This window comes from Thioalkalivibrio sp. AKL7 (assembly GCF_000381705.1).
GTDB lineage: Bacteria > Pseudomonadota > Gammaproteobacteria > Ectothiorhodospirales > Ectothiorhodospiraceae > Thioalkalivibrio > Thioalkalivibrio versutus.
The window spans coordinates 37,074-59,647 of the sequence record NZ_KB906957.1 but is presented as its reverse complement, the minus strand read 5'-3'; the positions used below and the strand labels follow the sequence as shown (position 1 = coordinate 59,647).

Sequence of the window (22,574 nt, the reverse complement as noted above, 5' to 3'; positions counted from 1 at the left end):
CGAGGAGGTTCGCAATGAAGAAGCGTTTCAATTCCCGAATGATTGGTACCACGCTGGCCAGTGCCGCCGTGGCATCCGTGCTGGCCCTAGGCGTCGCCCAGGCCCAGGAACAGGGCCAGGGTCAGGGCTACGGCCAGGGTCCGGCGATGGGCCAGCAGGGCCCGGTGCCCGGCCCCTACGGGCATGCCCCGTACGGCTCCGGCATGGGCGCACATCCCGGTGGCGGGATGATGCAGCAGCGTGAAGGCTCCGGTGACTTCAGCTTCGGCATGTCCGGGCGCAGTCAGGGTCATGGCTACGGGCGCGGCCACGGTGATGGGTACGGCCAGGGCTATGGTCGCGGCCATCAGGGCTATGGTCCGGGCTACGGCCCGGGGTATGGCCCCGGTTACGGCCCCGGTCCGCAGCAGGGTGGCTTCGGCCATCCGGGCATGATGCAGCCGGGCTATGGCATGCAGCAGCGTCAGGGCTACGGCCAGATGCAGCAGTTCGATCCGGACAACCTGCCGGAAGACATGCCGGAAGAGATGCGTGAGCGCATCCAGGCCCAGCACGCCGAGCGCCAGGAGCGCATGGAAGAGATGGAAGCCATGCGCGAAGCGCGTCAAAAGGCGATGGAAGCCGGACGTGCGGCGTACGAGGAAGAGATGGAGCGCCAGCGTGAGCGCCGCATGGAGATGATGCAGGAGCGTCGTGAATCCATGCAGGAAGAAGGCGGCAACTGATCTGCGGATCGGTGATCGCATGCCGACGGGCGCTGGTGCCCGTCGGAGTGGAAGCCAGACGGAGGCAGTTCGCCATGCAGGGCAGGCAGTCCGGTCAACCGAAACGCAGGCGGGTCAGAAACGCCCCGATACTCGGGGTATTGCTGGCCACGGGGTTTCTGTTGCCGGCGGCCGACCTGGCGGCGAGTGATCGCCACAACCCCTGGGCCTCCGGTACGCCGGAGGTGCAGCGGTCGGCCCCGGAACGCCCGCGCGGGCGTTTTCCGGACCGCGATTACGACCCGTCACGGCGGGGCGAATCGCGGGATGCGCCGGGCCCGCCGCAGCACGCTCCTGCGTACCGCGGCTACGGGCCGCAACACCCGTACGGCACACCGGGTGCTCCGTCGTTCCACACCCCTGGCGGGATGCCGGGGGGCTATCCATACGGGTATCCGGGGCAGTCCGGTTACCCGGGCATGGGCGGGCCGTCTTCGGTCTTCCCCTGGGGGATGGGCGGTTTCCCGTTCCCCTGACCAGTAAGGCGTGCATTCGGGAAGCCCTCCCCGCGTGCACGCATTCAAATTGAGGGCATGACTCCTTCAGGAGGTAGCACCATGAACAAGTTGGTCAAAGCAGCAGTTCTCGCCGTTTCCCTGGGTGGCCTGGCCGCCCCGATGATGGCCTCCGCCCAGTGGGGCGGCCCCGGCTACGGGTATGGCCCCGGCGCCTATGGCCCGGGCTACGGCTATGGCCCGAGCATGCCGTTCTTCGGTGGCCCCGGTTACGGCTCCGGTCGTAATTACGGCATGGGCGACATGATGGGCGACATGATGGGCGACGGTAACTTTGACTTCTCCGCCAGCGGTCGTGGCCGCGGCCACGGCTATGGGGATGGCTACGGCCAGGGTTATGGTCAGGGTTACGGCCATCCGGGTTATGGCTACGGCCCGGGCTACGGCTACGGTCCGGGTTACGGCCCGCAGGGCTACGGTCCTCAGGGCTACGGTCCTCAGGGCTACGGTCCGCAGGGCTATGGTCCGCAGGGTCAGATGCCGCAGCAGCAGGGCCAGGGCAACTAAGTCCCGCCTCTGTTCGGGCCTGCCCGGTGTCGGGCAGGCCCCTTTTTTTCGGAGCCGTGCGGATTGGTGGGTTGCGCGTAGTCGCCAATCCGCAATGCTCGAAGGAGACGCCATGCAGACCGTCGTCGCCAATCTGAAAGGTGGTACCGGCAAGAGTACCGTGGCCTTTAACCTGGCCCTGTGGTTGCTGGAGGGGCGTCGCCGCGCCCTGACCGTGGATCTGGATCCGCAGCGAACCCTCAGCGATGTGCTGGAGGTGCGCCACGAGGAAGGCTACGAACCCGCGCTGGACGGGGTCAGTGATCTCGATGCGGTCCGCTCGCGCGCGGGTGATTACGACGAGGTGCTGATTGATGTCGGTGCGTCGGACATGGCCTCCCTGATGACTGCGGTGGAGGGTGCCGACCGTGTGCTGATCCCGGTGCCGCCCAGCCAGGCGGACGTCTGGTCGACTTATCGCTTCGTTCAGCGCATTCAGGAGCAACGGGGGTCGCGTGATCGTCCCGAGATCCTGGCTTTCATCAATCGTGCCGATACGCACCAGGCCGTGCGCGAGACCGACGAGACGCACGAGGCGCTGCAGCAGATCGAGGGGGTCCGCTTGCTGAAACCGCGGCTGAAGCAGCGCATGGCCTTTCGCCGTTCCTTCAGCGAAGGGCTCTCGGTGCGCGAACTGGAGCCCCGCGGCAAAGCCGCCGCCGAGCTGGATGCCCTGGCTGTAGCCCTGTTCGGGCGCAACCGCCGCAAGAAACAATAATGTGTCGCGTCCGGTGATCACCGGGCGGCGGGCACCGAGCAGGAGAGCTTCATGCGCTTCATACGCAATGCGTTGGTCGTGATCGGATTGCTGGCACTGATTGGGGTGGGGTATGCCATTTTTGCTTTCGAGCCCTACCTCGGTCAGGTCCGCTCGCTGGATTCCCAGGCGCCCAAGGTCTATTCGCAGATGGCCCGCACGGTGCTGGAGACCGGCGACGCCGCGGAGGCCATGGTCTACAAGCGCAAGGTGGACGCGGGCCTGGCGGTCGAAGAGGTCGAGGATATTCTGCGCCTGGTGGCCAACGAGCTGAATATCCGCAACGTCGGCGAATTGCCGATGGGGGAGGAGGTACGAAGCGTTACTGGGGAGGACTTTCCGTTTCTGAAGATCTATATGTTCTGTGATGTGGCGATTGCCGCGCAGATGGTTCGCCACAGCCCGGCGATGGCTGCGTATCTGCCGTGCCGGATCGTGCTGCAGGAAGATGCCGAGGGCAATCTGTGGCTGATGACGCTGGATCTGGAGCCGATGATCCACGGAGGGCGCCCGCTGCCCGAGGATCTGCGCGAGCAGGCCATTTTTGTGAAGGAATCACTGGAGGAAATCATTGACCGCGCCGCCGTCGGCGCCTTCTGACGGGGGTATCGAACCCGTTTCCATGCATCGACCAAGGGCGTTCAATGAGCGACGAGAGCAACAGTGATTTCAACAGGGTCCGCGACGAGGCGGACAAGGCGGATGCCCGCTCCCGGCGTGTGGAGCTGATTGTGTACGCCGCGTTGCTGGCCTTCGTGGTCCTGGCCATCTACGGGTTCTGGCTGATCACCAGCCTGACCCGGGATGTCAGCCAGTTGACCCAGGAGATCGCCCAGATGACCCAGGTGGTCGATCGCGACATGTCCACCATCGCCGGGCACATGGCCTCGATGGACCACCAGATGACGGACATCAACAACACCATGCGGGTAATGAACGAGGAAGTGGCGGTGATCGCGGGCAATACGCGCTCGATGGATGCCAATATCGGCTCGATGACGCGCGATACCAGCGTGATGGCGGGCGCGATCACGGGCATGCAACAGGACATGTGGAGTCTGAATCGCAATGTGGGGGCGCCCATGGGTATGATGAACATGTTCAACCCATTCACCGATCAGAGCGGTCCGGTCCGGGGTTCGCCGGGGCCGTATTACCCGCGCTGATCACGCGTTTCGACTGACGGAGTCCGCATGTTCAATCGTCCTGGCCCTCGGGTACGCAAGCAGCTCAAGCTGCTCAGCGACCGCCTTGCCGAAGAGAATCCGGTCCTGAAGGGGGTGGTCGATCCCTTCCGTGATCTGGACCGGGTCGGCTATGCGGCCGGTCTGCTGGATCCCACCGAAGACTCCTACGCCTTCACCATCTCCTGGTGGCCGATGATCGCCATGCTGGGGACGTTCTCGGCCGGCAAGTCCACCTTCATCAACGAATACGTGGGCACCACCGTGCAGCGCAGCGGTTCGCAGGCGGTAGACGACAAGTTCACCGTGATCAGCTACGGCGGAAGCGAGCACGTGCAGGAGCTGCCGGGGCTCGCGCTGGACGGCGATCCGCGTTTCCCGTTCTATCGCGTATCCGACGAGATCGAGCGCATCACCGACGGTGGCGGGCGTACGGTGGATCATTTCCTGGCGATGAAGACCGCGCGCGCGGAGCATCTGCGCGGGCGCATCATCATCGACTCTCCCGGGTTCGATGCCGACGAGCAGCGCGCGACAATCCTGCAGCTGACCGACCACATCATCGATCTGTCCGACCTGGTGCTGGTGTTCTTCGATGCCCGCCACCCGGAACCGGGCGCGATGCGCGACACCCTGGAGCACCTGGTCAATCGCGTCGCCGAACGCAATGATTTCACCAAACTGGTGTTTATCCTTAACCAGATCGACACCACCTGGCGCGAGGACAACCTGGAAGAGGTTGTTTCCGCCTGGCAGCGCGCCGTCGTGCGTCAGGGCAATGCCACCGGGCGCTTCTATTGCTTGTACAACGAGAGTGCGGCGGTCGAGATCGGCGATCCTCAGGTGCGCGAGCGCTACGAGGAAAAATCCCGGCGCGATCGTCAGGAGATCCACGCCAAGATCCAGGAGATCAGTTCCTCGCGTTCCTACCGGATCCTTGGCTCGCTGCAGGCGATCGCCGAATCCATCGAGATGGACGTCATGCCGGCGCTGCAACGTGCGCTCGCACGCTGGCGCCGCCGTGTCATGCAGTTCGACGCCGGGATGTTCGCGGTGGTCGCGGTGATCCTGGGTCTGATTGGCTATCAGTGGACTGGTGGTGTGGCCCCGTGGACCGATGGCAGCGTCTGGCAGTCCATGGGCGAGCGCCCGTTGCTGACGGTCTTTGGCATCGTGGTGCTGGCCATCGTGCTCGGCGGGATTCACTTCTTCAATCGCCGCTGGCTGGCGCGCCGCATAGCGCGGACGCTGCCGACCGAGACCCCCGCCGGTAACTGGCGCGCGGCCTTCGAGAAGAACACGCGTCCCTGGCGCCCGATGATGGGACGAGCACCGCTGGGTCTGGGACGGCGGATGATCGGCCGCCTGCATCAGTTGCGCGACCGCGCCGAGGCCTACATCCAGCGCCTGAACAACCAGTTTGTGGATGCCAGCCCGGTCTCGCGCCAGGGCGGGCGGGCCTCGGCCAGCGATGTCTACAACCCGAAGGAGCCGGAAGCCCCGGCCCCCAACCCGACGCCGGGCACGGATGCGCCCCGCGATTACGCCGAGCCGGAGGCGCCGGAGAGGCGCTAGGGGTAGGGGCAGGCATGATGCCTCCTCCTGCGCCGGCTCGCAGCAAGCAGCACGACCAGCGGGCGCGGTTACCGGCCGCTAATGTTGTGCAGGAGGAGAACGATGACCATACTGGCGTGGCTTATGTTCGCGCTGGCCATGATCCTGGTGCCCATCTCGGTATGGGCCAGCATGGCAGCGCTGGGGGTTTGTGCCGGGTGTGCACTGATCCGCGACTGGCGCAGGGGGCGTCAGGCGTCGGAGCAGTAGGCCCTCCCGCCCCGACACCCACGGGCTTTAACCAACTGGGGACGGATCGTGCGCAGGGGGCTGTGGCGGATCCGATTCCTGTTACCACTGGAGGAGAAAGTAGAAATGAGTGATCAAAAGAAGATGGCCATCATTGCCACGAAGGGTAGCCTGGACTGGGGTTATCCGCCCTTCATCCTCGCCTCCACGGCGGCCGCTCTGGGGTACGACTGCGAGGTGTTCTTTACCTTCTATGGCCTGCAGCTGCTGCGCAAGAAACTGGATCTGCAGGTGACCTCGCTGGGCAATCCGGGCATGCCGATGCCGATGCCGATGCCGGTGCTTCTGCAGGCCCTGCCGGGCATGCAGAAGATGATGACCGTGATGATGAAGAAAAAGATGGCGGCGAAGGGCGTCTCCGATCTGGGCGACCTGCGCGAGCTGTGCCTGGAGGCCGAGGTACGCATGATTGCCTGCCAGATGACGGTGGACCTGTTCGACATGGACACCAGCGAATTCATCGACGGCGTGGAATATGCCGGGGCCGCCGCGTTCTTCGAGTTCGCCGGCGAGTCCGATATCTGCCTGTTCATCTGAACCGGCGGCGCGCCTGGCGCGCCCATCAAGGCCCCGCGGCGTTGCGCTGCGGGGCCTTTTTCGTTTTTGGGGTGCTTCCGGTGGGTCAAAGGGCGCTTCGTGGTGGATAAAAAGAGAAAAGATCAGTCGTGGCCGGCGTACATGGCCTCGATGGCTTTGGCGTAGTGCTTGGTAATGACCGGGCGCTTGAGCTTCATGGTCGGGGTCAGCATGCCGTTGTCCACTGACCAGGGTTCGTGCACCACGTGGACGTGGCGGATCCTGGCGTAGCCGGGAAAGTCGCGTAGCTGGTACTGCATGCGCTGGAGCAGAGCGCGCTCGGTAGCACGCGACAGGCGTCCGGCGGCACTGGGGTCGAGGTTGTGGTCCTCGGCGAAGGTCGCCCAGGCCTCGGGTTCGGGGACCACCAGGGCGCTCAGGAAGGAGTGGCCGTCGCCGACCACCATGACCTGATCGAACAGGGCGTCCAGGGCGATGGCCATCTCCATGTCCGCCGGTGGGACCTTCTCGCCATTGGTCAGTACGAGGATGTCCTTCAGGCGTCCGGTGATGAAGATGCGGCCATCGTCGTCGATTCGTGCCTGATCCCCGCTGTGCAGCCAGTGATCCTGGTCGATCGTGGAGGCGGTGGCCTCTTCGTTCTTCCAGTAGCCAAGCATGACGCTGCTGGAACGGGTAAGCAGCTCGTCCATTTCGCCGATCTTTACTTCGACCCCCGGAAGGGGCTTGCCGATGGAGGCGGGCAGGTTGTCGTCCGGGGTGTTGACGCTGACCACCGGGCTGGATTCGGTCATGCCGTAGCCATGCAGTACCGGGAGGCCGAGGCCGATGAAGAAGCGGGCAATCGGTGGCGGCAGCGGCGCGCCGCCGCATACGGCGAAGCGCAGCTTGCCGCCCAGGCGATTCAGCACCTTGTGCGCCACGATTCGCTCCAGCAGGGGCCACAGCAACAAGCCCGGGGACCAGGACGCGCGGCCCTGCCGGTATTCGAAGCGGCGCCAGCCAATGGCCACCGTGGCCTTGAACAGGCCACGGCCGATCGCGGATTTCTCCTTCAGGCCGGCCTGGATGCGGCCATGCACACGTTCGTAGATGCGCGGGACCGAGATCAGCACGGTGGGCTGCACGGACATCAGATCCTCGCCCAGACCCTGGATAGAGCGCGCGAAGGCGACCTCGGCGCCGATCAGCATGGGCATGTAATAGCCGCCGGTGCGTTCCAGCATGTGGGACAAGGGCAGGAAGGAGAGGAAGCGGTCGGTATCCGACAGCGGTCCGGCGGTGGAAGAGGCCTGGGCGTTGTCGAGAATATTGCGATGCGACAGCATGACGCCCTTGGGTCGCCCCGTGGTGCCGGAGGTGAACACGATGGTCGCCAGGCCCAGGGGGTCCAGGTCCGGGCGATGCACGTGGTCGGGGTCGCCGCGCTCCAGCCAGCGGTCGAGGTGCATCACCCGCGAGTCATCGGGCTCACCCTCGGTTTGGCCCAGACACACGATGCGCTTGAGCGAGGGCATGTTTTCGAAGTGTTCGGACAGGCGGCGGTTGTGCATGCTCTCGCCCAGCAAGAGCATGCGGGCCTGAGTCTGGCCAATGATGTAGGCGACGTTGTCGGGGCGGTCGTCGGTGTACAGCGGCACGGTAATCAGCCCCAGTTCGCTGGCGGCCTGGTCGAGGGCGACCCACTCGCGCGAGTTGCCGAGCATCAGCGCAACGCGTTCCCCGGGCTTGAAACCTTCGCGCGCCAGCGCGGCCTGCCAGCGATCCACCATCGCGGCCATTTCGCCCCAGGTGGTCTGCTTCCAGGTCTGGTCGTCGGCGCTGAAGTGGCGATAGGCCGGGGCATCCCGACTCATGGAGACCCGAGTGCGGAACAGCGCCGGCAGGGTGGGGGCCTGTTCCGGGGTGATGGTGGTCGACGACATGAGGGCCTCGCGCGCTAGGGTCCGATGACCCGGACGTTAGAGGAGGTGTCCATCCGGGGCAAGCTCGGCCCCGGGGAGGCGTCGTCTGCCTAGCGAATCCCCAGTGGGTGAGCGACGGGTTGGTAGGCGATGGCGCCGAGGACCAGGCTGAGACCGATCAGGGCGATCACGCCGCCTCCGGCCAGGCCCAGGGACGGCCCGATGTAGGTGAGTCGGCCCATGCGCGTCGAGCCCAGCCAGCGGCGGGTCCAGTCACGCGCGGAGACGGCGAGGGTCGCCAGCACCGAGACCGTGGCCGCTGTGCCCAGTGACATCGCCAGCACGGCGGCCACGCCAGCCCAGGCCAGGCCCAGGGCGGTGGAGACCGCCATGATCAGCACCGCGCCGGAACAGGGGCGAATGCCGACGGCCAGCACCGTGCCCCACCAGGTACCACGCTGGTTGGGATCCACATGGTGCGGGGTGCCGCAGCCGCAGTGCGCGTCGTGTTCGTGTGCATGATCGTGATCGTGATCGTGGGCTTGAGCGCGGTGGGCGCGATGCAGCCGCCAGGCATGGCGCAGGGCACGAACCATCAGCCACAGCCCGAGCAGCGCGACCAGGGCGAAGCTGGCGATCTCCAGGGTGCGTACCTGACCCAGGGTGTCGCGCGCCAGCCAGCCGAACAGGCCGATCAACACACCGACCAGGGCGATGGCGGTGACGCCCTGCGCCAGCGCGGAGGCGGTGGATAGCAGGATCCCGCGCCGCAGGTTCTGCGGCTGGGTCAGCAGGTAGGCGCTGATCACCGCCTTGCCGTGGCCGGGGCCGGCGGCGTGGAAGATCCCGTAGAGCAGGCTGACCAGGATGAGCGCCCCGGCGGTTTGTGCGGTAGGACCGTCGCGCAGGGCGTGCAGGCCCTCGGTCAGGCTGCGGTGCAACTGCCGCTGGGTCTGCAGCATCCAGCCGGTCAGGCGTTCCAGGTGGCCCGGGGGCTCAACCAGTGGGGTTGGCGCCTGATTGCCGCTGGCGGGCGCCCCGGTGGGGGCGCCCAGCGGGTGGCCGGTCTCGGCCTGCACGAGTCCGGAGCCGCCAAACAGCAGGGCCAGCAACAGAAGTAGCAGGTTGAGGGAACGGTGGCGGAACAGGTCTTGGTCGGTGCGCATGGCGTTACTGTATAACACTCAGGCTGCGGTGTGGTGTGCGTGGCGTCCGATCGCGCGGCAGCACCAGGCTCAGTCGCATTCCAGCGTGGCGGTTTCGGCGAAGTGACGGCCCAGGTCGTTGACCGGGCTGCGGTCCGAACGTTCCAGGGTGGCGGCGTAGCGGATCAGCTGCGGGTCCGGTCGGGGCTCGGTGACGGCGACCTCGCAACCGGGCCGATTCTCCACGAAGACGATGTCGTCCGGGTCGTGCCGGATCTCGATCCAGTATTCCGGATCGAAGACGCGGTAGGTGAAGGCGTCACCGGCGGTGATGTCGTGTTCGTCCAGCGGCAGCTCGAAACGCAGGTGCAGGCGCCGGTCCTCCAGGGTCAGGCGCGCGTTGCGGGCCGGCGGCACGTCCAGGCGCTCGTCGCCCAGGTTCAGTTCGCTGAAGTAGTCGTAGGCAGCCAGGTTTCCGAGCATGCGTTCGGCGGCGTGTTCCAGCGCCGCGTCGATGCCGGTGGCACCGTCGAGGTCCCGGGTCAGGTCTTCCAGCAGCATGTGGCTGTAGGTCGGGTCGATGCGCCAGGATTGCTGCATGCTCGCCAGGTTGCCGGCATCGTCGAAGACCAGCCCCATGCGCAGGTCGATCCACGCATGCGGGTGGGCGAGCGCGCCGGCTGGCAGGAGCAGGCCCAGAACCAGCGTCAATCGCATGAGCCAGGGGTGCAGATGCATCGGCTTCAGGTGGTGCGCTGCCAGCGCGTGCCATCCGGCGTGTCTTCCAGCTCGATGCCGCGCGCGACGAGTTCGTCGCGGATGGCATCCGCCTTGGCGAAGTCGCGGTCCTGGCGCGCGGACTTGCGTGCGGCGATGCGCTCCTCCACCCAGGTGGCCAGGTCATCGTCCCCGGCGTCGCCCTGAAACCACGCGGCCGGGTCCTGTTGCAGCAGACCCAGCAGGGCGGCGCCCGCCAGCAGTTCACCCTTGCGGCGGGCCCGTTCGGCATCGTCGGATGCTGTTGCCAGGGCGTCGGTCATGCGGTGCAGCGCGGTGATCGCGGCGGGGGTGTTCAGGTCGTCCAGCAACGCCGTGAACACGGCCGTGTCGGAGGCAGCAATGTCGTCGGCCTTGATATCGGCCACATCGCGCAGTACGCGGTACAGGCCATTCAGGCTGTTGCGCGACTGGGTCAGGGTCTCTTCCGAGAAGTTCAGCGGGGCGCGGTAGTGGCGCGACAGCAGCGCCAGGCGCAGGACCTCGCCGGGGTAGTGCTGCAGCAGGTCGTGCAGCAGCTGAAAATTGCCCAGTGACTTGGACATCTTCTCGCCGTCGATGGTCAGGTGCCCGTTGTGCACCCAATAACGGGCGTAGTGGGTACCGTGCTCGTGGCAGCCTTCGGCCGCGCAGCCCTGGGCGATCTCGTTCTCGTGGTGCGGGAAGACCAGGTCGTGGCCGCCGCCGTGGATGTCGATCATCGGGCCCAGGTGGCTACGGATCATTGCCGTGCATTCCAGGTGCCAGCCGGGGCGGCCCGTGCCCCAGGGGCTCTCCCAGCCGGGCTCGCCCGCCGCAGCCGGCTTCCACAGCACGAAGTCGCCGGGGTGGCGCTTGTAGTCGGCGACCTCGACCCGGGCGCCGGCCTGCATGTCCGCCAGCGAGCGCCCGGACAGGGCGCCGTAGTCCGGGTAGGAGGTCACGTCGAACAGCACGTGGTCGTCGGCCACGTAGGCATGGCCGCGTTCGATCAGGCGTTCGATCAGCTCGATCATCGGCTGGATGTGTTCGGTCGCGCGCGGCTCGAGGGTCGGCTTGAGCGTGCCGAGTTCGGCGATGTCCTCGTGGAAGGCCCGGGTGAAGCGCTCGGTCAGCGCGGCGATGGGCTCGCCGTTGTCGGCGGCGGCCTTGTTGATCTTGTCGTCGACGTCGGTGATGTTGCGGGCGTAGACCACGTGATCCGGGCCGTAGAGCTCGCGCAACACGCGGAACAGCACGTCGAACACGACCACCGGCCGGCCGTTGCCGATGTGCACGCGGTTGTACACGGTGGGGCCGCAGACGTAGAGCGTCACCCGCTCCGGGTCCTGGGGCACGAACGGCTCGTCGCGCCCGCCCAGGGTGTTGTGCAGTCTGAGGGTCCGGGCCGCGCTCATTGCCCGGTGTCCTTGCCGTACAGCGTCTCGGGGGCGATCTCGGGATCGCTGGTCACCACGACGGTGTCCTGTTCGACCTGGAGGTAGAAGCAGCTGCGCCGCCCCGTGTGGCAGGCGGGGCCGGTCTGGTCGACCTTCAGCAGCAGGGTGTCGCCGTCGCAGTCCAGGTGCAGCGAATGCAGCTGCTGCACCTGCCCGGACTGCTCGCCCTTGCGCCACAATGCCTGGCGCGAGCGCGAGTAGTAGCAGACGCGTCCGGTCGCCAGGGTCTCGTCCAGGGCCTCGCGGTTCATCCACGCCAGCATCAGGACCTCGCCGGTGTCGTGCTGCTGGGCAATGGCGGGGATCAGCCCGCCGGCATTGAGCTTCAGGCGATCCAGGACCACTGGGGTCGGGTGGCGCTCGCCACGGGGCTCGCCTTCGAGTTGCTTGAACATCGCTGCGTCCGCTTGCGGGAGCGGCGAAGAATACCATTTTCGAACCGCGCTCCGAAGCCCGCAAACCGGCCCCGCCTGCCCTGGGTTGCGCTTGGGCCACGGGTGGTCGATGCTCGAGACAGGACAGCTGGCGGGCAGGGAATGCCGGCCGGGTCTCCGTGGCGGTCGGAGGAATGGCATGGCGGGAGGCAACAAGGAAAGCTGGAAACCCAGCGCGGGGCGCACCGCGTTACTCATCGCCGTGCTGTATCTGGTTGTCGGGCTGCTCTGGATTGCCCTGTCCGACCGGGCCCTGCTGCTGATGGTCGACGATCTGGAGCTGCTGGGGCAGTTGCAAACCCTCAAGGGCTGGGGCTACGTGGTGGTTACGGCTATCCTCCTGTTCCTGCTGGTGTATTTTCCCCTCAAGGCCCGTGACCGCGCCACGCGCGAGGCGCGCCGGCTCACCGGGATTGTTGAACGTTCCCCGGTGGTTGCCATCGAGTGGGCTACCACCCCCGGCTGGCCGGTCACCTTTGTCTCCCCGAATATCGAGCGCTGGGGCATCGCCCGCGATGCCCTGCTGCGCGGCGAGGTGCACTATGCCGACCTGATCCACCCCGATGATATCGACCGCATCGTGACCGAGGTCGCCGCGCACATCGAGCGCGGCCCGGACCGTTACACCCAGCAGTATCGCCTGAAGGACGGGTCGGGGGGCTGGATCTGGGTGGAAGACCGGACCTGGCTGACCCGCGACGAGTCCGGGCAGGTGATCCGTATCAATGGCCTGCTGGTGGACGTGACCGAACGCCGGCGCGCCGAGCAGGACCTGCGTGATTCCGAGACCCGCTTCCGCGCGATCTTCGACAACGTGCAGGAGGCGATCCTGCTGCAAGACCTGGATACCGAGGCCGTGATCGGGGCCAATGCCGCGGCCGAGGATATGTATGGCTACAGCCGCGCCGAGTTGCTGGCCTGCAGCGTGGACGACTTGAGCGTGGACGAGACCGGGTTCGACGTCCAGCGCCAGAAGGCGCTGATCGAGCGCGCCCGGCGGGGCGAACAGCTGGTGTTCGAGTGGCGCGCCCGGCACCGCGACGGCGACGGTTTTTGGGTGGAGGTCAACCTGCAGGTCACCGAGATCGCTGGCGAGAAGCTGCTGCTGGCGACGGTGCGCAATATCGAGGCGCGCAAGCGGGCGGAGGCGGCCCTGGCGCGCCAGGTGGATCGGTTGAGCCAGGCGGAGCGCCACGCCGGGCTGGGCAGCTGGGAGTACCTGCTGGAGACCCGCGAGCTGTGGTGGTCGGATCGGTTGTATGCCCTGCTGGGCTGCGATGCCCATTACGGCACGCCGACGCTGGAGTCCTTTGCGCGCGATTTCTTCGACCTCGAGTCCGAGGACGGGGCGAGTTTCTCCGAGGCGATGGAGACCCTGATCGCCGGCGGCCGTCCCGGTCCGCAACGGTTGCTCCTGAAGGCGCGGCCGGAGGTGCGTGGGGAGGCCTGGTTCAGCATCACGGTGGAGGCGCCGATGGAGCGCGCCGACGGCCGGCATTACGTCCAGGGCACGGTGCTGGAGGTGACCGAACTCAAGCGCCACGAGCTGGAGCTGCGCGACCTGAACGCCACGCTCGAACAGCGGGTGGCCGAACGCACCGCCGCGTTGCAGGCCCTGAACCAGGAACTGGAATCGTTTTCCTATGCCGTCTCGCACGACCTGAAGGCACCCCTGCGCGGAATCGAGGGCTACAGCCAGTTGCTGGAGGCGGACTACGGCGAGCAGCTGGAGGGTGAGGGCCGTACTTTCTTAAGCAATATCCGCAATGGCGTGGCGCAGATGAACGACCTGATCTCGGATCTTCTGGCCTACTCGCGCATGGAGCGTCGGCCGCTGGAGGAGCGCACCGTCCGCGTGCGCGCGCTGGTGGAGGAGGTGCTGGAGTCGGTGGATCCGAAACTGCGCGAGCGCGCGGAGGTGAGTATCGAGATCGACCCCGATCTCTGCTTCGTCAGCGATCCGGATGGCGTCGCCCTGATCCTGCGCAACCTGCTGGAGAACGCGTTCAAATTCAGTGCCGAGCGCGAGGCCCCGCGAGTAACGGTGCAGGCCGAATCTCGCAGCGCTACACTCGGGATAACGGTGCGGGATAACGGGATCGGTTTTGACATGGTGTTTCGGGATCGCATCTTCGATATCTTCCAGCGCCTGAACCGTGCCGAGGCCTATCCCGGGACCGGTGTCGGCCTGGCCCTTGTGCGGCGAGCAGTCAAGCGCCTGCGCGGCGAGATCCGCGCCGAGGGCACGCCGGGCGAGGGGGCCGCCTTCCACGTGGAGTTCCCGCGATGAGCAACGCCGGCCGTCAGCCCTCCATCCTGGTGGTGGAGGACAACCCGGTGGATATTGATCTGATGCGGCGTGCCTTCGATCGGAGAAACCTCTCCAACCCGCTGACGGTCGCGCGCGATGGTGTGGAGGCCCTGGAGTTTCTCGATCGCTGGGAGCGCGGCGAACTCGCGCCACCGGCGGTGATCCTGCTGGATATCGAGCTGCCCAAGGTGGACGGACTGGAGGTGCTGCGGCGCATCCGCGCGCACGAACGCTTCCGGCGCATTCCGGTGGTGATGCTGACCTCCTCCAGCGAGGACCGTGACATCGCCACTGCCTATGACTGCGGCGCCAACTCCTACATTGTGAAGCCGGTGGGCTTCACCAGGTTCCTGGACGTTGCCGAGCAGGTCAAACTCTATTGGTGCCTGCTCAACCACCCGCCGGTCTGAAGCCGTCGCCCGCCCTTGCAACCCGAGACCCCATGCGAATCCTGCTCGTAGAAGATAATTCGGCAGATGCCGATCTGCAGCGCCGGGCCCTAGAGCGCCAGGTGCCGGGCGCCGACGTGTCCCCGGCGGGTTCCCTGGCCGAGGCGCGCGCGGCGCTGACCGGTGCGGATGCCTTTGACTGCGTGGTGGTGGACCTGCGCCTGCCGGACGGTAGTGGTCTTGAGCTGATCAGCGAGCTGAACGCCGTGAATCGCGGCGAGGCCGTGCTGGTGCTCACCGGTCACGGCGAACAGGAAACGGTGGTGGCGGCGTTTCGTGCCGGCGCCGATGACTACCTGACCAAGGCCGACGGCTATCTGGAGCGCCTGCCGGGGCGGGTGGTGGATGCCCGCGCCCGCCGCGAACTGCGCATCACCGAGGCCTGCGAGCCGCTGCGGGTGCTGTATGCCGAGCACAGCGAATTCGATGTTGGCCTGACCCGCCGCGAACTGGCGCGCGCGGCCCCGCATGTGCAGCTGGAGACGGTGCACACTGCCGAGGAGGCCCTGGCGTTGCTGCCGGAAAGTGCCGCCGGGGACGGGGACTTCGACCTGTTGCTGTTGGACTACCGGTTGCCCGGGATCGACGGTCTGGAACTGGCGCGCTTGGTGCGCGAGGAACGCGGGCTGGATCTGCCGACCATCCTGATCACCGGGCAGGGCAGCGAGGACCTGGCGGCGCGGGCCCTGCGCATGGGCGTGGACGACTACACGGTCAAGCACGAGGGCTACCTGAAGACGCTGCCGATGCTGCTGGACCAGGTGCATGCCCGTGCCCGGCTGCGGCGGGAGCGCGTGGCGCTGGCGGCCTCGGAGCGGCGCTGCCGCGAGGTGATCGAACGCGCTGGCGATATCGTCTTCGAGATCGATGCCGCCGGTTGCTGGCGCTTCCTCAATCCGGCCTGGACGGCTATCACCGGCCATTCGGTGGAATCCGCGATCGGTGAGGAGATGCTGTCGTTCATGCCGCTGGAGGACCGCGGAATAGCGGCACGGCTGCTGTCCCGTGCGGCGGAGGCCGAGGATGGCCGGCTGGCGGCCGAGATTCGCCTGCTCGCGGCAGATGGCTCGCTGTGCTGGCTGGACTTGCGCGGCCAGGCCAATCTGGATGCGACGGGCCGGGCCACAGGCCTGTCCGGGAGTCTGGTGGATGTGACCCGGCGGGTGCTGGACCAGCGCGTCCAGGAAGTGCGTGGGAATGTGCTGGCGCGGCTGGCAACCGGCGAACGTGATCCGCGCCTGCTGGAGGATGTGGTCAAGGGCCTGGAGTCGCTGGCCCCCGACCTGCACGGTTGCATCATGCTGCTGGATGCCGACAGCCAGGAACTGTACGGCGTGGCGGCTCCGCGGCTTCCGGACCCCCTGCGCAGTGCGACCCGCCGGATCCGCGCTGCGCAGGGGATGGCCTCCTGCGGCGAGGCCGCGTGGGGCGGCGAGCCGATGATCGTCGAGGACTGCGGGACGCACCCGAACTGGGCCGGGTTCCGCGATCTCGTGCGTGGGGCGGGCTTTGGCGCCTGCTGGTCGTTCCCCTTCCGGGATGCCGACGGCGGCGTGCTGGGCACTCTGGGTATTTATCTCGCCACGTCACGCGGACCCTACCCCGGCGAACGGGTGCTGATCGACGAGTTCACGCAGATCGCGGGGCTGGCGGCGCAGAAGCTGCGCGTCTCACAGGCCCTGGGCGATCGCGAGCGAGCGCTGCGGACCGCCGCCGAGCTGACCGTGGAACTGTTGCGCGAGGACAACCCCGCCAGCGTGATCCACCGGCTGCTGGCCGAACTGGGGCAGGAGGCTGGCGCCGACCGTGCTTATGTGCTGGTGGCCGAGCTGGACCACGCGGTGCGTGAGGCCCTGGATATCCACCGCTACTACTGGGTGCGTTCGGATACCGAGGAGATGATCCGCCCGCCGCCGCTGCGCAACCTGAGCCTGGAATCGGTCCTGCCGCGCTGGCACGAGATCCTGCAGGGCGGCGGTGCGGTCGATGTGCTGACCCGCGAGCTGCCGGGTGAGGAACGCGCGATCCTGGAGGCCTCGCAAAGCCAGGCTGTGCTGCTGGTACCCCTGTACGTGGAGGGCGAGTACCGCGGGTTCCTCGCGCTCGACCGGGTGCGGCGCGCGCAGCGCTGGACCGAGGCGGACCAGAGCCTGGCGCGCATCGTCGCCTCCAGTCTGGGGGCGGCGCTGGAACGGCGCCAGGCCTTGCTGGGCCTGCGGCGCATGGCGGCGGTATTCGAGAGTACCCGGGACGGCATCATCATCACCGACCTGACCCCGCGGATCGTCGCGGTGAATCCGGCCTTCGTCGACATCACCGGTTTTTCCGAGGCCGAGGCGATGGGTCGCAACCCGAGTTTCCTGCAGTCCGGGCGCCATGACGGAGAGTTCTTCAAGCACATGTGGGACAGCCTGCAGCGCGAGGGTCACTGGCAGGGCGAGATCTGGAACCGCCGGCACAATGGCGAGGTGGCCCCGCAGTGGCTGAGCCTGAATACCGTTTACGACGAGCAGGGCCAGGCCCTGCACTATTCCGGGGTGCTGACCGACATGTCCGAGTTGCGCCGCTCGGAGGAAGAGTTGCAGTACCTGGCTCAGAACGACGCCCTGACCGACCTGCCCAATCGCAGCCAGCTGCAGGTGATGCTGGGGCAGGCGCTGGAGCGTGCCCGCATGCATGGGCACCGGATTGCGGTGCTGAATCTCGATCTGGACCGGTTCAAGAACGTGAACGATTCCATGGGGCACCCGGCGGGCGATCAGGTGCTGGTGGAGGTCGCGCGGCGTCTGCGCGGGGAGCTTGGGCCAACCCATGTGCTGGGTCGGCTGGGCGGCGATGAATTCCTGATTGTGGCGGAGAACCCGGATAGTGACGACGAGATCGCGCGCTGCGCCCGCAGTTTGCTGGCAAGCTTCGAGCGCCCCTTTACGCTGGAGGACGGGCGTTCGGTCTATCTGAATGGCAGCATCGGCATCAGTCTCTACCCGGATCATGGCGACACCGTGACCGCGCTGATCCAGCACGCGGATGCGGCGATGTACCAGGCCAAGGCTTCCGGGCGCCAGACCTGGAGTGTCTATACCCAGGCCCTGACACGCGCGGCCGACGAACGCCTGGAGCTGGAGAACCGACTGCGCCAGGCCCTGCAGGACGACACCGGCGAGTTGCGGCTGCGTTTCCAGCCACAGGTGCGGCTGGAGGACGGGCAACCCTTCGGCATGGAGGCGCTGCTGCGCTGGCAGCCGGCACAGGGGGAGATGATCCCGCCAGATCGCTTTATCCCGATCGCCGAGGACACCGGGTTGATCGTTGCGCTGGGCGAGTGGGTATTGCGCGAGGCCTGCGATGCCGGGCGCCGATTGCTGGACCGCGGCGCCGGAGATTTCGGTCTGGCGGTCAATCTGTCCCCGGTGCAGCTGCAGCGCAGCGACTTCGTCAATCGCGTGGCGGAGATCCTGGCGCTGACCGGTTTCCCGGCCGCCCAGCTGGAGCTGGAGATCACCGAGACCGCGATCATGCAGCAGGGCGATCAGGCGATTGCACGGTTGGTGGCCCTGAAGGCGCTGGGGGTGAAGCTGGCCATCGACGACTTCGGGACCGGGTATTCCTCGCTGGCGGCCTTGAGGACCTACCCGCTGGATGTCCTGAAGATCGACCGCAGTTTCGTGGATGGCGTTGCCAGCGAGAGCGCCGACCGCGAGATCGCCGCCACCATCATCGCGATGGGCCGCAACCTGAATATGCAGGTGATCGCCGAAGGCGTGGAGACGGCGGAGCAGGCGGCCTTCCTGCAAGAGCGCGGCTGTGCCCTGGGTCAGGGGTATCTCTACAGTCGGCCGCTGGAGATCGAGGCGCTGGATGCCTGGATGACGAAGCACGCCGGCCTGCCGACACCCTGAGGGGGCCCCGCTGGTCAGTGTCGTCAGGCATGCCCGCGTGGCATCCCCTGGGCCGCTCCGGTAGCCTTTAGGCCCGTCTTTTGCCCGGAGCTGCCCCGATGTCCGATCCGTCCCGTCCCACTGCGTTGCGTTCGATCACCTTTCACGGCCTGGAGCCGGGGCCGCGTCTGATCGTGCTGGGGGCGGTGCACGGCAACGAGACCTGTGGCACCCAGGCCACCGAACGCCTGCACGCGGAGCTGGAGTCGGGGCAGCGGCGTTTGCTGCGCGGACAACTGACGCTGGTGCCGCGCACCAACCCGCTGGCCTATCAGTTGGAAAGCCGCATGGGCGAGCGCAACCTGAACCGCAATCTGCGCGTGACCGACGACCCGCAGGACTTCGAGGACCGCATCGCCAACGTGCTGTGCCCGCTGCTGGCGGCGCATGATGTGCTGCTGGATCTGCACTCGTTCCACACCGGTGGGCAGCCGTTCATCATGCTCGGCCCGCGCGACAACGACGGCGAGCTGGAAGGCTTCACGCACGCGGCCGAGGAACAGGCGCTGGCGGCCTGCCTGGGGCCGCAGCGCATGGTCGAGGGCTGGCTGGATACCTACGCCCGCGGGGTCGCGCGCCGGATGAAGAACCCGAACGCCAGCCAGCGCGCGCAGATGCTCAGTACCGACCCGAGCTACGGCATCGGCACCACCGAGTACATGCGCTCGCAGGGCGGCTACGGCGTGACCCTGGAATGCGGCCAGCATGACGACCCGCAGGCGCCGGAGGTGGCGTACAACGCGATCCGCAACACCCTCGCGCATCTGGACATGCTGGAGGCCCCGGCCACCGCGGGCCAGGCCAGTCCGGAGGTGCTGCGTCTGGTCGAGGTGATCGACCGCGACCACCCGGATGACCGCTTTGCGCGGGAGTGGAAGAGCTTCGATCCGCTGGCGGCCGGCGAGCTGATCGGTACGCGTGCCGACGGCACCGAGGTGCGTGCCCCGGAGCCGGGCTTCATCGTGTTTCCCAACCCCAATTCCTTGCCGGGCAACGAGTGGTTCTATCGCGCCGAGTTCAGTGACCGCAAGGTCGTCTGAGCCGGGATACCGCGCGGCATGGACTTTGCGCCCTCCGGCGTTGCGTTGCTGCTCCTCGCCGCCGGGTTCTTCGCCGGCCTGCTGAATGCGGTGGCCGGTGGCGGCAGTTTCCTGACCCTGCCGGCGCTGATGAGCGTTGGCGTGCCGCCGGTGGCCGCGAATGCCACGGGGACCGCGGCCCTGCTGCCCGGTTATCTGGCCAGCGTGCTGGCGGATCGGCGGCAGTTACGCGGGGCGTGGCAGGAGCTGGGCCGAGGGCTGGCCTGGGGCCTGCTGCTGGCGGGGGTGCTGGGCGGGGCCCTGGGGGCCTCCGTGCTGCTGCTGACCGGGGATGCCCGGTTCCGCGCGCTGATCCCCTGGCTGTTGCTGCTGGCCACGGTGCTGTTTGCCCTCGGCCCTTGGCTACAGCATCAGGCCGCGCGGACGCATTCGGGGCCGCTGCGGGTATTGGGGGCCGGGCTGGGCTGTGCCTACGGCGGCTATTTCAACGGTGGGGTCGGCATCCTGCTGCTGGCCATCCTGCGTGGCCAGGGGATCACGGATCTCGCGCGGGCCAATGCGGTGAAGAACCTGCTCTCCTCGGTGCTGACCCTGATGGCGGTGGGAGTCTACATCGCGGGCGGCCAGGTGGTGGCGACCGGGCTGTTGGCCGTCGGGGCCGGTGCGATCCTGGGCGCGCGGCTCGGTATCGCCCTGGTGCGCCGCGTGCCGGAGGCCGGCTATCGCCACGTTGTCATCCTGACCGGCGCGGTGATTACCGTGCTGTTTTTCCTCGACCCCGCCTGGCTCGCCTCGCCAGACTTGTAGGATGCGTTGAGCGAAGCGAAACGCATCGGTCGGCGTGACGTCTTTCCGTGCACCCGTGCGTCCTGATGCGTGTCGCGGGGCTCAACGCAGCCTGCGAAGCGTCTGCCATTGGCGTTGAGGGCCCGGTCAGGGGTTCGGGGTGTGTGCGGCTTCGAGTGTCCGGGCGAGGGCGTCCAGGGCGGCGGTATCGGATTCCGGCAGGATGGCCTCGATGCGGGGGCGCAGCGGCGTGTTGGGGGCGGCCATTGGCTCCAGCCCACCGTGGCCGTCCACGCGGTTGATGCGGTGCCAGCCCTGGTTGGTCGCCACCAGTCCTTTCAAGCGGTCGCCGGTAAAGCTGTCGACCAGCCCTGTGAGGGTTGCGTGGTCGACGACCTGCCCCTCGGGCATCAGCCAGCTGCGACCGATGTAGCCATCGCCGCGGGTGTCAATGGTCACCCATTCGTCTGCCGCGGGAGCGGCATGGTCATGGTCATGGTCATGGGCGTGGTCGTGGTCATGGTCATGGTCATGGTCATGGTCATGGTCATGGTCATGGTCATGGTCATGGTCCGTGGATTCGGTCGCGGCGTCGAGGAAGGCGCGGGCCTCGGGGAACAGGGCACCGCCGCGCTCCAGCCGGGGCCGGTCCAGCCATGCGCGCTCGATGCGGGCCTGAGTCGTCTCGACCACCAGGGGGCGCGGCGAGGGCATCGCGGCGACGTAGGCATGCAGCGTCTCGCGGTCATCCTCGCTGTAGAGGTCGGCCTTGTTGGCCAGGAGCACATCGGCCAGGGCGATCTGATCCTGCCAGGTCGGGTGCTCGCGATGGCGGGGCGAGGCCAGGTGGCGTGCGTCCATCAGGGTCACGGTAGCGCGCAGATCGAGGACGCCGGCATAGGGCGGTTCGGTTAGGGTGCGGATGATCTGCGCCGGGTGCCCGAGACCGGTCGGCTCGATCAGGATGCGGTCGGGTTTCTGGCTGCGGATCAGCCGGTTCAGGCCGACGGTGAACATCTGCGCCGAGACGCAGCACAGGCAGCCGCCGGGGATCTCCTCCAGGGCCACGCCGGTATCCGCCAGCAGCCCGCCATCCACGCCGATCTCGCCGAACTCGTTGACCAGCACAGCCCAGTGCTCGCCTTCCGGGCGCTGTGCGAGCAGGTGACGGATGGCGGTGGTCTTGCCGACGCCAAGAAAACCGGTGATCAGGTTCAGCGGGATGTCGCGATGTTGGGCCATTTTAGCTGGGGTCGTCCAGTTGCGCGGGCGGTGGGCCGGTGCCGTTGTCTGCCGGCCCCAGGGTTTCGGGGCGCACGCCCTCGCTCTCCAGGCTCTGGCGCATGGCATCGTCGGCCTGTTGGGACATGACGATGATAGAGATACGGCGATTGATCGCCGCCTCCGGTTCTTCGCGGTTGAAGGGCACGCTGGCCGCCAGACCCACCACCTGGGCAATCTGGTCGGATTCGGTGCCGCCGGCGATCAGCGCGCGGCGGGCCGCGTTGGCACGGTCGGCCGAGAGTTCCCAGTTGGTGTAGTCCGGGCGCAGCAGCGGGCGCGCGTCGGTGTGTCCGGTGATCGAGACGCGGTTGGGGACCTTGTTGATCAGGCTGGCCAGTTCACGCAGGATCGCGTCGGCGTGCTCGAGGGGCCGCGCGCTGGCGCTGTCGAACATCGGGCGATTCTCGCGATCGATGATCTGGATGCGCAGGCCCTCGGGCGTGATGTCCAGGAGCAACTGGTCCTTGAAGGGCTCCAGCGCCTGGCTTTGTTCGACCGCTTCCTCCAGGGCCCTTTGCAGTGTCTCGAGGGCCTCACGGTCGCGCGCCTCGGCCAGGTCGTCGAAGGTCTGCTCGTCGATGCCCACGGGGGAGTCCATGCGCTCGGGGTCATCGAGGATCTCGGGCAGGCCCTCGAAGTCGATGATCGACGGGTCCACGCCGGTGCCGTCGCCCGGGGCCTGCCCGGGCAGGGCCGCCTCGCCGTCGAAGGCCGACGGGTTCTTGAAGTATTCCGACAGCCCGGCGCGTTCTTCTACCTCCATCGCCGCGAGCAGCCACAGGAGCAGGAAGAAGGCCATCATCGCGGTGGCGAAGTCGGCGAAGGCGACCTTCCACGAGCCCCCGTGGTGGGCCGCCTTGACCACCTTCTTCTTGACGATGATCGGCTGGGTCTTGTCTTCGACGCCCATGGATTCGGTCCG

Annotated in this window: 20 protein-coding genes; 13 read left to right on the top strand and 7 right to left on the bottom strand. The window is 67.1% G+C overall.

Annotated elements, in window-relative coordinates; genetic code table 11:
- The first annotated feature begins 14 nt into the window (after nucleotides 1–14).
- The 8 genes from G315_RS0112825 (at nucleotide 15) to G315_RS0112790 (ending at nucleotide 6,166) form a co-directional block, all read left to right on the top strand.
- The gene (locus G315_RS0112825; RefSeq protein WP_019612634.1) at nucleotides 15–725 is read left to right on the top strand and encodes a sulfur globule family protein; all 711 of its coding nucleotides are present in this window, start codon (nucleotides 15–17) and stop codon (nucleotides 723–725) included.
- Nucleotides 726–1,321: 596 nt separating this feature from the next.
- Nucleotides 1,322–1,786, top strand: a complete 465-nt coding sequence (locus G315_RS0112820) for a sulfur globule family protein (RefSeq protein ID WP_019612633.1) — start codon at nucleotides 1,322–1,324, stop codon at nucleotides 1,784–1,786.
- Nucleotides 1,787–1,898: 112 nt separating this feature from the next.
- Nucleotides 1,899–2,543 carry an AAA family ATPase gene (locus tag G315_RS0112815; protein WP_018144420.1) on the top strand — a complete coding sequence of 215 codons (645 nt, stop codon included), beginning with the start codon at nucleotides 1,899–1,901 and terminating at the stop codon, nucleotides 2,541–2,543.
- A gap of 51 nt (nucleotides 2,544–2,594) precedes the next feature.
- The gene (locus tag G315_RS0112810; RefSeq protein ID WP_018168534.1) at nucleotides 2,595–3,182 is read left to right on the top strand and encodes a DUF302 domain-containing protein; all 588 of its coding nucleotides are present in this window, start codon (nucleotides 2,595–2,597) and stop codon (nucleotides 3,180–3,182) included.
- Nucleotides 3,183–3,226: 44 nt separating this feature from the next.
- The gene (locus G315_RS0112805; RefSeq protein ID WP_018144418.1) at nucleotides 3,227–3,748 is read left to right on the top strand and encodes a hypothetical protein; all 522 of its coding nucleotides are present in this window, start codon (nucleotides 3,227–3,229) and stop codon (nucleotides 3,746–3,748) included.
- Nucleotides 3,749–3,775: 27 nt separating this feature from the next.
- Nucleotides 3,776–5,341: a dynamin family protein gene (locus G315_RS0112800; protein WP_018144417.1), complete on the top strand. Its 1,566-nt coding sequence runs from the start codon at nucleotides 3,776–3,778 to the stop codon at nucleotides 5,339–5,341.
- 102 nt (nucleotides 5,342–5,443) lie between these two features.
- Nucleotides 5,444–5,590, top strand: coding sequence for a hypothetical protein (locus G315_RS14670; RefSeq protein ID WP_018144416.1), 147 nt, complete (start codon nucleotides 5,444–5,446; stop codon nucleotides 5,588–5,590).
- A gap of 105 nt (nucleotides 5,591–5,695) precedes the next feature.
- Nucleotides 5,696–6,166, top strand: coding sequence for a DsrE/DsrF/DrsH-like family protein (locus G315_RS0112790; RefSeq protein ID WP_018144415.1), 471 nt, complete (start codon nucleotides 5,696–5,698; stop codon nucleotides 6,164–6,166).
- A gap of 122 nt (nucleotides 6,167–6,288) precedes the next feature.
- Here the strand turns inward: G315_RS0112790 and G315_RS0112785 are convergent, their stop codons facing one another.
- From G315_RS0112785 to hisI, 5 genes are all read right to left on the bottom strand, one after another.
- Entirely contained in the window at nucleotides 6,289–8,091 is a 1,803-nt protein-coding gene (locus G315_RS0112785; protein WP_019612632.1) for a long-chain fatty acid--CoA ligase, read from the bottom strand.
- An 89-nt stretch (nucleotides 8,092–8,180) separates the two neighbouring features.
- Nucleotides 8,181–9,236 (bottom strand): nickel/cobalt transporter, encoded by a 1,056-nt coding sequence (locus tag G315_RS0112780; RefSeq protein WP_019612631.1) that lies wholly within the window; start codon nucleotides 9,234–9,236, stop codon nucleotides 8,181–8,183.
- A gap of 69 nt (nucleotides 9,237–9,305) precedes the next feature.
- Nucleotides 9,306–9,953: a DUF1007 family protein gene (locus G315_RS0112775; protein ID WP_019612630.1), complete on the bottom strand. Its 648-nt coding sequence runs from the start codon at nucleotides 9,951–9,953 to the stop codon at nucleotides 9,306–9,308.
- Nucleotides 9,954–9,958: 5 nt separating this feature from the next.
- Complete coding sequence (gene cysS, locus G315_RS0112770) at nucleotides 9,959–11,368, bottom strand: cysteine--tRNA ligase (protein WP_019612629.1); 1,410 nt, start codon at nucleotides 11,366–11,368, stop codon at nucleotides 9,959–9,961.
- Nucleotides 11,365–11,805, bottom strand: a complete 441-nt coding sequence (gene hisI, locus G315_RS0112765) for a phosphoribosyl-AMP cyclohydrolase (protein ID WP_018144410.1) — start codon at nucleotides 11,803–11,805, stop codon at nucleotides 11,365–11,367. The genes cysS and hisI overlap by 4 nt, the downstream gene beginning before the upstream one ends.
- Nucleotides 11,806–12,046: 241 nt before the next feature.
- On the opposite strand from hisI, the gene G315_RS0112760 reads away from it, so the two are divergent.
- The 5 genes from G315_RS0112760 (at nucleotide 12,047) to G315_RS0112740 (ending at nucleotide 20,389) form a co-directional block, all read left to right on the top strand.
- Nucleotides 12,047–14,134 carry a PAS domain S-box protein gene (locus tag G315_RS0112760; protein WP_026182027.1) on the top strand — a complete coding sequence of 696 codons (2,088 nt, stop codon included), beginning with the start codon at nucleotides 12,047–12,049 and terminating at the stop codon, nucleotides 14,132–14,134.
- Nucleotides 14,131–14,565 carry a response regulator gene (locus G315_RS0112755; RefSeq protein WP_018144408.1) on the top strand — a complete coding sequence of 145 codons (435 nt, stop codon included), beginning with the start codon at nucleotides 14,131–14,133 and terminating at the stop codon, nucleotides 14,563–14,565. The genes G315_RS0112760 and G315_RS0112755 overlap by 4 nt, the downstream gene beginning before the upstream one ends.
- A gap of 32 nt (nucleotides 14,566–14,597) precedes the next feature.
- Nucleotides 14,598–18,503, top strand: a complete 3,906-nt coding sequence (locus G315_RS0112750; protein ID WP_019612628.1) for an EAL domain-containing protein — start codon at nucleotides 14,598–14,600, stop codon at nucleotides 18,501–18,503.
- 98 nt (nucleotides 18,504–18,601) lie between these two features.
- Entirely contained in the window at nucleotides 18,602–19,582 is a 981-nt protein-coding gene (locus G315_RS0112745; RefSeq protein WP_018144406.1) for a M14 family metallopeptidase, read from the top strand.
- Between the two features lie 18 nt (nucleotides 19,583–19,600).
- Entirely contained in the window at nucleotides 19,601–20,389 is a 789-nt protein-coding gene (locus G315_RS0112740) for a sulfite exporter TauE/SafE family protein (protein ID WP_019612627.1), read from the top strand.
- A 126-nt stretch (nucleotides 20,390–20,515) separates the two neighbouring features.
- Here the strand turns inward: G315_RS0112740 and G315_RS0112735 are convergent, their stop codons facing one another.
- Nucleotides 20,516–21,610: a GTP-binding protein gene (locus tag G315_RS0112735; RefSeq protein WP_019612626.1), complete on the bottom strand. Its 1,095-nt coding sequence runs from the start codon at nucleotides 21,608–21,610 to the stop codon at nucleotides 20,516–20,518.
- A gap of 1 nt (nucleotide 21,611) precedes the next feature.
- On the bottom strand, nucleotides 21,612–22,562 hold the full coding sequence (gene motB, locus G315_RS0112730; RefSeq protein WP_018144403.1) for a flagellar motor protein MotB: 951 nt from the start codon (nucleotides 22,560–22,562) through the stop codon (nucleotides 21,612–21,614).
- Nucleotides 22,563–22,574: the final 12 nt, after the last annotated feature.

Excerpts from the sequence above, each read along its gene's own strand:
- G315_RS0112810 (WP_018168534.1), top strand. The coding sequence starts at position 2,595 with ATGCGCTTCATACGCAATGCGTTGGTCGTGATCGGATTGCTGGCACTG.
- G315_RS0112755 (WP_018144408.1), top strand. The coding sequence starts at position 14,131 with ATGAGCAACGCCGGCCGTCAGCCCTCCATCCTGGTGGTGGAGGACAAC.
- G315_RS0112785 (WP_019612632.1), bottom strand. The coding sequence starts at position 8,091 with ATGTCGTCGACCACCATCACCCCGGAACAGGCCCCCACCCTGCCGGCG.
- hisI (WP_018144410.1), bottom strand. The coding sequence starts at position 11,805 with ATGTTCAAGCAACTCGAAGGCGAGCCCCGTGGCGAGCGCCACCCGACC.
- G315_RS0112780 (WP_019612631.1), bottom strand. The coding sequence starts at position 9,236 with ATGCGCACCGACCAAGACCTGTTCCGCCACCGTTCCCTCAACCTGCTA.
- G315_RS0112790 (WP_018144415.1), top strand. The coding sequence starts at position 5,696 with ATGAGTGATCAAAAGAAGATGGCCATCATTGCCACGAAGGGTAGCCTG.
- G315_RS0112775 (WP_019612630.1), bottom strand. The coding sequence starts at position 9,953 with ATGCATCTGCACCCCTGGCTCATGCGATTGACGCTGGTTCTGGGCCTG.
- G315_RS0112815 (WP_018144420.1), top strand. The coding sequence starts at position 1,899 with ATGCAGACCGTCGTCGCCAATCTGAAAGGTGGTACCGGCAAGAGTACC.
- G315_RS14670 (WP_018144416.1), top strand. The coding sequence starts at position 5,444 with ATGACCATACTGGCGTGGCTTATGTTCGCGCTGGCCATGATCCTGGTG.
- G315_RS0112825 (WP_019612634.1), top strand. The coding sequence starts at position 15 with ATGAAGAAGCGTTTCAATTCCCGAATGATTGGTACCACGCTGGCCAGT.
- G315_RS0112735 (WP_019612626.1), bottom strand. The coding sequence starts at position 21,610 with ATGGCCCAACATCGCGACATCCCGCTGAACCTGATCACCGGTTTTCTT.
- G315_RS0112740 (WP_019612627.1), top strand. The coding sequence starts at position 19,601 with ATGGACTTTGCGCCCTCCGGCGTTGCGTTGCTGCTCCTCGCCGCCGGG.
- motB (WP_018144403.1), bottom strand. The coding sequence starts at position 22,562 with ATGGGCGTCGAAGACAAGACCCAGCCGATCATCGTCAAGAAGAAGGTG.
- G315_RS0112750 (WP_019612628.1), top strand. The coding sequence starts at position 14,598 with ATGCGAATCCTGCTCGTAGAAGATAATTCGGCAGATGCCGATCTGCAG.
- G315_RS0112820 (WP_019612633.1), top strand. The coding sequence starts at position 1,322 with ATGAACAAGTTGGTCAAAGCAGCAGTTCTCGCCGTTTCCCTGGGTGGC.
- G315_RS0112800 (WP_018144417.1), top strand. The coding sequence starts at position 3,776 with ATGTTCAATCGTCCTGGCCCTCGGGTACGCAAGCAGCTCAAGCTGCTC.
- G315_RS0112805 (WP_018144418.1), top strand. The coding sequence starts at position 3,227 with ATGAGCGACGAGAGCAACAGTGATTTCAACAGGGTCCGCGACGAGGCG.
- cysS (WP_019612629.1), bottom strand. The coding sequence starts at position 11,368 with ATGAGCGCGGCCCGGACCCTCAGACTGCACAACACCCTGGGCGGGCGC.
- G315_RS0112745 (WP_018144406.1), top strand. The coding sequence starts at position 18,602 with ATGTCCGATCCGTCCCGTCCCACTGCGTTGCGTTCGATCACCTTTCAC.